We start from the raw sequence: 8,405 nt of genomic DNA, 5'->3' as shown, positions 1-8,405 counted from the left end.
GGGGGCTGTGGGCTTGATGGCCGGCGGAGAGCTGTTACGTATCGGTATCATCGGAGTGCGCAGCGCATTCAGTACGGATTGCCTACGGGTTGGACGCGTGTGCGGGCCAGATTTGCAGGGTGGCCACGCGCGGTGGAGGGGGGCTGGCGTGGCGCGTGACAGGGCCAGCTCTTGGTGCGCGCGAATCTGAGGGCTGCGGGGTTCGGGGCAGAGAGGAGGGTTCGGTGCGCGACGCAACGTGCCGCGGGGTGGGAATCGGCTTTCGCGCGCAGCTGGCCACCGCGCTGCTGCACGGATCGCTGCGCGCCGATTTCCTCGAGGTCGTGGCGGAAGGGTGCCAGCACTCGCCAGCCCTCGACGAGGTGGCGGCATTGGGGCGCACCTGGCCGCTTGCCCTCCACGGGGTGAAGCAGTCGCTCGGGAGCGCATCCGGTCCGGACCTTCCGCGCATGCGCCGGCTGGCCCATCTGGCGCGCCGTCTGGGCGCGGCGGTGGTCTCCGAGCACATCTGCTTCACCCGCGCGGGCGGCTGTGAGATCGGCCATCTGACCCCGCTTCCCCATACAGAGGAAGCGGTTCTCGCAGTGGCCAGCCAGGCCCGCCAGCTGCAGGCGATGCTCGATGTGCCCCTGCTGCTCGAGAACGTGGCGCGCACCTTTGCCTGGCCGGAAGACGTTCTCACCGAGGCGGAGTTCATCACCTGTGTGGTGAAGGCGTCTGGGTGCGATCTGCTCCTCGATGTGTCGAACCTCTATGCCAACGCGGTCAACGCGGGGCTCGACCCTCGTGCCGTGCTCGACGCCTATCCCCTCGATCGCGTGCGCATGGCCCACGTGGCGGGGGGCATCGTGCGCGACGGCTTCTACTACGACACCCACGCGCATTCCATCCCTGCGGCGGTCTTCGATCTTCTCCGGCATCTGCGCGCGCGCATCGGCGAGGTTCCCCTGCTGTTCGAGCGTGACGGAGGACTCGACGCGCTCTCCGATCTGGGATGTGAGCTCACACAGCTGCGCGCGATCATGGCGGGGGAGACGGCTTCGGGGGGCGCTGCGGAGGAGTCGGGTCAGCGCGATGCCGCGCGTGGGGAGACGGCTTCGGGGCGCGCCCTGCCGCGTGTGCCCTCGAAGGAAGCGATGCGCGCGTCGCTCGCCGTGCGCCAGGACGCGCTAGCGCGGGTTCTCACCGCGCCTGAGTTCGAGCCCCATCGCCTCGCCGACCTCGATCTCGTCGCCCTTCAGCGCACCCGCGACGTGCTGCGGCGCAAGCGGCTTGAGGAGGCGCTGCCGCTGCTGGGCACGCTGGGGAGGCTGGTCAGCGATGGGGTCGCGATGGCCGAGGAGGTGCTCAGCGAACGTCCGCGCTTTTCGCAGTACAACGCCTTCGCAGACGCGTGGGCCATCGCGCGTCGCGCCCAGGAGGTGCCCGAGCTGTCTTCAGCTGCCGTAGCCGCCCTTCTCCGACTCGAGGCGCGCTTCGTCAATCTCGCAACGCGCCCACGACCGCGCTGGGGGCCTTTCCTCGCTCGACGCGTCAATGGCGACGAGACGCTCTGGATGTTCAAGGGCCTGGGCCCCCAGGCCGCCATACGCACGTGGCGGCGCTGACAAGGGCGGTGTGCGGGTCGGGTGGCGGGGTGCAACTCGCGCTTGATCCCATCTGCGCTGAAGAATCCCCGGTTTGGCTCTAGGCCTGGTGCGGCTTTGCCGCATTCCGGCCGAGCGCCTCTACGAATCAGTCGCCCATCGAGTCGTCTTCCATCATCTCGTTGAGTGCAGGCGTCCCGCTACGCGGCCTCCGATCCGACGCCTCTTCCGCGGCGCGTTTCGCTTGTCGGTACGGGTGACGATGCCGCGAGCCTGCTCTCAGGCAGGCGCCCCGACTCTGAGGGGCGCGCTTGATTTCGAGTACTGCCACACATGTGGCACGTGCGCAGGCTCGGCTACGAGTACTGTCACAGATGTGGCGAGTAATTGCGGTTACGTGCCACATCTGTGGCAGTACTCAGTCTGGTAGGTGCCTGCTGTGCCCGTTGTGCCCATGACAGGCGAGACACAGCGGGGGGCGGTAACGGCTGCTTCCATGTAAACAGATGCGAGACTGCGGCTGAGACAGCATCATGCCGGCCTGCCAAATCAGCTGGACCTGCGCTGCCTGCGCATCGACCGATAAGAACCGCTCTGCCACGCGGGATGAAAGCGAACTGGGGTTCTCTAGGCAAACAAGGGATCCAACCTGACGAGCGATGGGAATTTCAGTGTGAGATGAGCAGTGCACCCCCGCTCCGCGTCAGCCCCGCTCCGCCTGGTGTCAAATGCGCACAGCGTCCGCTCAGCACGGCGTCCGGAGGGCATCGAGGGCGACTCGCAGGAAGGAGAAGGTACCCACCGTTGGCGACATGATCGTCTATCCATGAAATCATCTCGCGACGGCACTCAGGTGCGACACATCGAAGGGGTAGCGGTACACGTGTCTGGGGAGGGTCCGGGTGTCGTCCTGCTGCACGCCAATGGGGGCGATCATCGAGACTTCGACGCCGTCGTCGCAGCGCTCAGCCGTTCATCGACCGTCTATGCCCTCGACTGGCCAGGACACGGGGACAGCCCCGCGACCGAGTCTCCCACGGCATGCGGATTCGCGGCGCTGCTCCCACGGGTGCTCGAATCGCTTGGGCCCGGGCCTTTTGCGCTGGTCGGGAACTCAGTGGGGGGATTTGCGGCGATCCGGACCGCGGTGGAACGGCCAGACCTGGTGAGGCGCCTTGTGCTCGTGAATCCAGGGGGATTCACGCCCCGCTCGCCCTTTTCGATCGGGGTATGCCGGCTCTTCGGAAGCGAACGGGTGGCGCCCACGGTGATGCGCCTGCTGCCGCGCCTTTACCTGCGGCACTCGTCAGAGGCGGTCGAGGCGGTGCGGGCGCGTGCGGTCGAGGCTTCTCGCGTGCCCGCGCGCGTGCGTGCCTACGCCAGCATGTGGCGCAGCTTCACCGATCTTCTTCACGACGCGCGTCGCGATATCGATGCGATGACCGCGCCCACGTTGCTCATCTGGGGCACCCATGACCGGGTCCTGCCCTGGCTCATCGACGGGCGACGCGCTGCTCGGGCCCTGCCGCATGCAACCGTTGTCACGCTGGCCTGTGGCCACCAGGCCTTCGTGGAGATGCCCCACGAATTTCTTGCCGCGGCCACTCCGTTTCTGCACGAGACACCTGGCCACACGCACCGTGCCTGAATCGAAACGGACCAGAATTTCTGGTCCGTCAAGCGCCCCGGTCAAAAATCTTGACGAGAGACGCGATCTCAGGGGCACTGCCCGATCGTAACGCCGATTCTTCCGCGGGAGCCTCGAGCGCGTGCCATCGCTCCGGCGGCAGGCTGCACCGCTTCTGCGCGCCGGTGAGGGTGCTGGAATCTCGTTCGTTCAGTGGCCCTGTGCCGTTGCGCCAGCTCTGAACACGGTCTCGTCGACGATCACAACGCTCAGAGCGTGGCGTCGGGTGCGGCTTCGCATTGCGCCTTGCTCGTCTCGAGGGCGCGCTGCAGGTCGATGAACGAAGGCAGACGACGTCGCAGCTCGGTCAGAGGCAGACGCATGCGCAGACCTTCGGCGACCTCGTCGCTCATGTGCAGCACATCGAAGTCGGTGACCCTGGGGCTCGATTGCGCACTTACACCTGAACAGGCGCGGCGCTGTCTGCAAGAATCCTGCACGGTGCACAATAAGACCCGCCCGAGGCGTTGCCTAGCGAGGGGCCTCGAGCTCGTGCCATCGCTCTGGCGGCAGGCTGCGTCGCTTCTTCTCGATGATGAAGGGGTGATTCGGAAATCCCGCGCGCTCGAGACGGCGTACGTGCTCCCACTCGAATATGTTCAGCTCGTTGTCCCATTCTCGAATCTTGTCTGCCAACTCCGGAACATGGCGCCTCTGGTCGATCAACCTTCGCAACTTTCTGATCTCCGATGTGAAGTCGTCGAGTGTCGGTGGATCCGGAAGCAGCAGGTCGTACAAGAATTTGTTTTCGTAGATCACGTGAAGAACGATGCACTTGAGCCTGTGCGACAGCCAATGACGATCGAGGAAGTTCTCGAAGCCCTCAGACATGAGCTTTCTGTTCATCGCGGCTTTTTACCGATTCCCTTCTTCCAGAGAACGAACGGATCGTCTGCGCGACCGTTGCGCTCGAGGCGTCGCACCTGCTCCCACTCGGCCTGTTCGAGCCGCGTGCGCCAGTTCTCGAGCTGCACGGGCTCGACGTTCTGCGTGCTCTCGTGAATGGCCAGAAGCCGACGGCACTCGTACATCTGCTCTGTGAGCATGTCGAGGGTCACCTCTCGGGGCATGAGATATGCCCCCGCTTGGCTGCTGAGGAACCAGTACTTCAGGCTCTCCCACCGACTCATCATGGGGCAGGCTTCCTCTCGTACGTGATGAAAGATCAAACGGCGCGACGAAGAGAGATGCTGCGGTTGTAACGACCTGGGCTCTCGAAGCGACCCGTGCGCGCTTTCCTGACCGCAGATGTCAGTGCTCGCCGCAAAGAGATCTGCGGGGTGCCGGTGTTTCCTCACCACGGAGAGCTGCGTCACTTGTTCTCGCTGATCATCTATCACGACAATTTCTCTTTTTGTATAGGGCAGCGCGCGATTTATTGTTTTTTCTGGGGAAGGTTCTTCATGGTCTCTCGCTCTTCGGGGGCCAGCCTCTCAGCTCTCTCCCACACCCCTTTCCTCGTCTGCAAAGCCCGCTATCGACCAGATCTTGCAGGCGCTTCTTCTCGGCGGCCGTGAGGCGCTCGGCATGGCCCGCGGGCCGCTGCTTCAGCAACCGCTCGAAGGCCTGCAGCCACGTGAGATCGGCGCCCTCGTCGCTCGTGGCGTCGGCAAGCGCGATCGCCTTCTCCCAACGTCCCGCCAGGCGCCAGTTGCGACGGGCGTCGTCGGGTTTGTCGGCCTTCTGGTAGGCCTCCGCAGCCTCAACGTGTCGCCCCTGGGCTTCCCGCAGCTGGCCGGTGAGTGCCGGTTCGGTTGGCGCGATGTGGGTGTGCACGGTCTCCGCGGCCGAGAGGTTGTTGGCCTTCAGCAGGGTCTCGACGGCCAGGCAGCGCAGCCGACGGGCCTCTTGGGGGGCGTCGCCGAGGTAGCCGGTGAGGCTGACCCAGGCCTCGACGTTCTCTGTGAACGATGCGGCGTTCGCGGGTTTGCTCGCGGCCGTGTCGAGGCCGTGCCTCAGGCGCTGGGCCGCGCCGGCGAGTGCGCGTCGGAACCAGTCTGCCGTCTCCCCGAGCTCATGGGTGGCGATCAGCAGGTCGATGGGGAGGGCCGTGGCGATGCTGGTGAACTTGTGCAGCTCGGTGAAGGCGTTCTGAAGCTTTGGCAGCGCCATCGTGGGAAGGATTTCGTTGACGATGCGGCTGATCTGTGAGCGGTCGAGGCCGTGCGGCGGTCCGTCGACAAGCAGGCGAGCCCCCAGGGTGAACAGGGTTTCATGCGCCTCGAGACGCACCTCGGGTGCCTTCACCCCGTTGGGGAGCGTTGCGTCGCCGAGCATGCGAACGGCCTGCAGCGCCCGCGTCCATGCGCGCTTGGGACGGGCGTCGAGGAGCGCGCGCGCTTCCTGTGTGCGCGCCATGACGCGTTCCTCGGGGAGCATCTCCTCGGTCTTCAGCATGTCGGGGAGGTCGGTCGGCTCAAGGGGGATGCAGTCTTGGAGCAGGTTGCGACTCGCATGGAGAGCCCCTTCGCTGGCCTCGACATCGATGAAGGCGAGGGTTTCGGTGGCGCGGCTGAGCGCCACTCTCAGCTGGTCGATGAGGGTGCGCCGTGCGTGCTCGTCGAGGGACGAATCTTTCGTGCTGCTCTGGAGGGCGGTGAGGGCGCGGCCCGGATCGAGAACGCACACGGTCTGGTACTCGAGGCCTTTCGCGTCGGCGGGGGTGAGCACGGAGTCTTTGAGATCTTCGGGCAGCCATGAAGGCGGCTCGTGGCTGGGGGTGATGATCACGGCGCCGTCGATGTCCTCGAGCTGTCCGAGCATGTCGAGAACCTCGGCACGATCATGGCTCTCGACGTGCAGCAGGCGGCCGTCGACGTGCTGCCCCCCTTCGTTGGCGCCCTGTTTGGTGGGACGGATGGCACGGGCAACGGTTCTGTATCTCTCTGAGGCACGTTCGAGGACCGCCGCGATGCGCCGAGGGCATCGCAGGGTGTATACGCGCTGTGACAGCAGCCGGTTCAGCGCGGCCCAGTCGAAGCCGGAGGGGCGCACGGTCTGCCCCTCATCTCCCGCCACCAGCAGCCACGGCGAGGTCCCCCGCTGACGCGCCAGGGCGCGGCACAGCTCGACGATGACATCGGTCTCGATGAGGGTGAGGTCTTGTACCTCGTCGATGACGATGCGGTCGATGTCGTGCAAGGCAGAGGCGAGGGGTTTGTCGCGCACGATGGTGAGCGCCTGTAGCGCCGCCGCGAGCTCGGGAAAGAGCGTGCCAAGTGTGGTGAGCTCTTTCAGCGCGTGGACGGTTGCGATCACCGCCTGCGCTGCTTCAGCGCCGATGCCACCGGCACTGAGGGGCGTCCCTCGCTCTGAGAGGTAGATGTCGTCAGAGAGCCGGAGCACGCCGCCCTGCTCCACGCAGCTGGGGGTGTGCGCCAGGGCGCGTCCGAGGAGGCGGGCGCGGATCTCGGCGTGAAGCTCGACCAGCCGTCCAGCCCAGGGGCCCAGGGTCTTGGCGCTCAGATGCTCGGCGACGCGCACGAACGCTTCGTGGCTATCGGTCAGCGTTCGACGGGGTACGTCGTCGCCTCTCACCTCTCCCAGGAACATGGTGTAGTCGATGGCGTCGATGCGCGCATCGATGGGCGCGAAGGCGGCGAAGTGCTCGACGGCGCTCTGCACGAGGTCACGCGACCAGGTGATGTACAGAACCCGCTGGTGACCGCGGGTCTCGATGGCGTGCCAGAGAACCGTCGTCTTCCCGGAGCCGGGCCGCCCCACCACGACGCGCACGGGGCTGTCTGAATCGATGAATGCAAGCTGCTCCGCGGTCCACGGCGACTCGAACATCGAGGTGTCTCTCGACGACTCGGCGGTGAACGCGATGTAGTCTGAAGGGTCACCGCCCTCCAGCGGCGCGTGATCATCGTGGTGTCGAATGGCGCGTACGACGATGTCGCTCTCTCCCAGGGAGAGAGACTGGGCGTGGCGGCTGCCCTTCGGGGCCCACCACAGGTAGTACTGGTTCCCGTTGTTGCCGCCCAGGGGCGACCTGCGCCATCCCTGGTTTCCATTGCCCTGGCAGCCCTTCACCACGGTGGTGCGGCCTTGCGCGGCCAGATGCTCGAGCACGAGTCGCACCCGTCGGCTCAGCGCGTTGGTCTCGCTCGCCCGCTCGAGCACATTCTCGTGGATGTGCAGCGGATGGGGGAGGTCGCCGAACTGCATCAGCTCCGCGCTGAATCGGGGGTCTGGCGTGGTCTGAACGGCCTCTGGAGAAGATGGCTCGTCCGGCGCGACCACGTCTGACGGAGGCGGGGCCTCGGCCCGCGGCGCAGCCTTGGGCAGCAATCCCTCGTTCTGCAGCGTCTGTCGTATCACCAGGCACCGATGTGGCGTCAGATTGTAGTCCGGATCGCGGGCCTCTTTCTTGGTCAGCTTGAACAACGTCTCCGCGTGTTTTGCCACCATCGCGACCGGAACCCCCAGATGGCGGGCGAGCTGGGCGATGGTGCGGGTGGCCTTCCCTGTTCCGGGCGCGTTGCTGAAAGACACGAGGTTCTCCTTTCTTGTCGGGGCATTGCTCGGGGTGCCGTCGGAGGGGCGGCTAAGCCGCCTTCACCGCTCTATCAGCGCCCGCCGCCGCGCGGGCTGTCTCGCCTTTCTCACCGCCTGTGTCAAGGACATGGACGCTAAGGTTCATTGCCGCGCAGATCGTCGAGGATGCGGTTGTTCATTGTGACGGGCAGGGTGGGGATGGTTCCCGCGCCTTCGAACTGCCGCGCGAGCGCGCGCGCCCGCTCGAGCACCACGAGCAGCAGCTCGATGGCGCTGCAACGCGGATGGGCGGCCTGATGACGCTCGGCTGCGTTTGCGAGGCTGCCGAAGAGCTCTTCCTTCCAGTAGCCATAGCCGTCGAGTCGGCAGAAGGCGCGACTGAGGGCGTGGAACAGCCAGCTCAGCGCATTCACGTGCGGCGTCTCGACGAAGCGCGGATCGGGGTAGAACCCGCCTGGGGGAAGTACAGGGGCCTTCTCCAGAATGACCACGTCAGCGCCCTGCGAGGGGCGGACCGGCTCGATCTGGCCGTGGATGATCTTTGAAGCAAGACGGTCGAGGGTTTCGTGCAGGGTGCTCATTCGAGGAATGGTCTCCTTCTCTGTTTGAGGTTCGAGGGTGGCGTCTGGAAC

General features: G+C 65.7%; 6 protein-coding genes. 2 read left to right on the top strand and 4 right to left on the bottom strand.

What is annotated here, in order from left to right:
* The first annotated feature begins 77 nt into the window (after positions 1-77).
* Positions 78-1,607, top strand: coding sequence for a DUF692 domain-containing protein (locus EB084_14365; protein NDD29441.1), 1,530 nt, complete (start codon positions 78-80; stop codon positions 1,605-1,607).
* A gap of 805 nt (positions 1,608-2,412) precedes the next feature.
* On the top strand, positions 2,413-3,234 hold the full coding sequence (locus EB084_14360; protein ID NDD29440.1) for an alpha/beta fold hydrolase: 822 nt from the start codon (positions 2,413-2,415) through the stop codon (positions 3,232-3,234).
* Positions 3,235-3,744: 510 nt separating this feature from the next.
* On the opposite strand, the gene EB084_14355 is transcribed toward EB084_14360, so the two are convergent.
* The 4 genes from EB084_14355 to EB084_14340 form a co-directional block, all read right to left on the bottom strand.
* The gene (locus EB084_14355) at positions 3,745-4,119 is read right to left on the bottom strand and encodes a hypothetical protein (GenBank protein ID NDD29439.1); all 375 of its coding nucleotides are present in this window, start codon (positions 4,117-4,119) and stop codon (positions 3,745-3,747) included.
* Positions 4,116-4,406, bottom strand: a complete 291-nt coding sequence (locus tag EB084_14350; protein ID NDD29438.1) for a hypothetical protein — start codon at positions 4,404-4,406, stop codon at positions 4,116-4,118. Before EB084_14350 ends, EB084_14355 begins: the two co-directional genes overlap by 4 nt.
* Positions 4,407-4,674: 268 nt before the next feature.
* Positions 4,675-7,770: a hypothetical protein gene (locus tag EB084_14345; GenBank protein NDD29437.1), complete on the bottom strand. Its 3,096-nt coding sequence runs from the start codon at positions 7,768-7,770 to the stop codon at positions 4,675-4,677.
* Between the two features lie 137 nt (positions 7,771-7,907).
* Positions 7,908-8,405, bottom strand: a 498-nt coding sequence (locus EB084_14340) for a hypothetical protein (protein ID NDD29436.1), incomplete at its 5' end; no start/stop codon positions are given.

It is taken from the genome of Pseudomonadota bacterium (genome assembly GCA_010028905.1).
GTDB lineage: Bacteria > Vulcanimicrobiota > Xenobia > RGZZ01 > RGZZ01 > RGZZ01.
This window is presented reverse-complemented; position numbering and strand designations above follow the sequence as displayed.

What these genes read in the sequence shown, in the direction of transcription:
- EB084_14355 (NDD29439.1), bottom strand. Translation starts at nt 4,119, where the DNA reads ATGAACAGAAAGCTCATGTCTGAGGGCTTCGAGAACTTCCTCGATCGT.
- EB084_14350 (NDD29438.1), bottom strand. Translation starts at nt 4,406, where the DNA reads ATGATGAGTCGGTGGGAGAGCCTGAAGTACTGGTTCCTCAGCAGCCAA.
- EB084_14360 (NDD29440.1), top strand. Translation starts at nt 2,413, where the DNA reads ATGAAATCATCTCGCGACGGCACTCAGGTGCGACACATCGAAGGGGTA.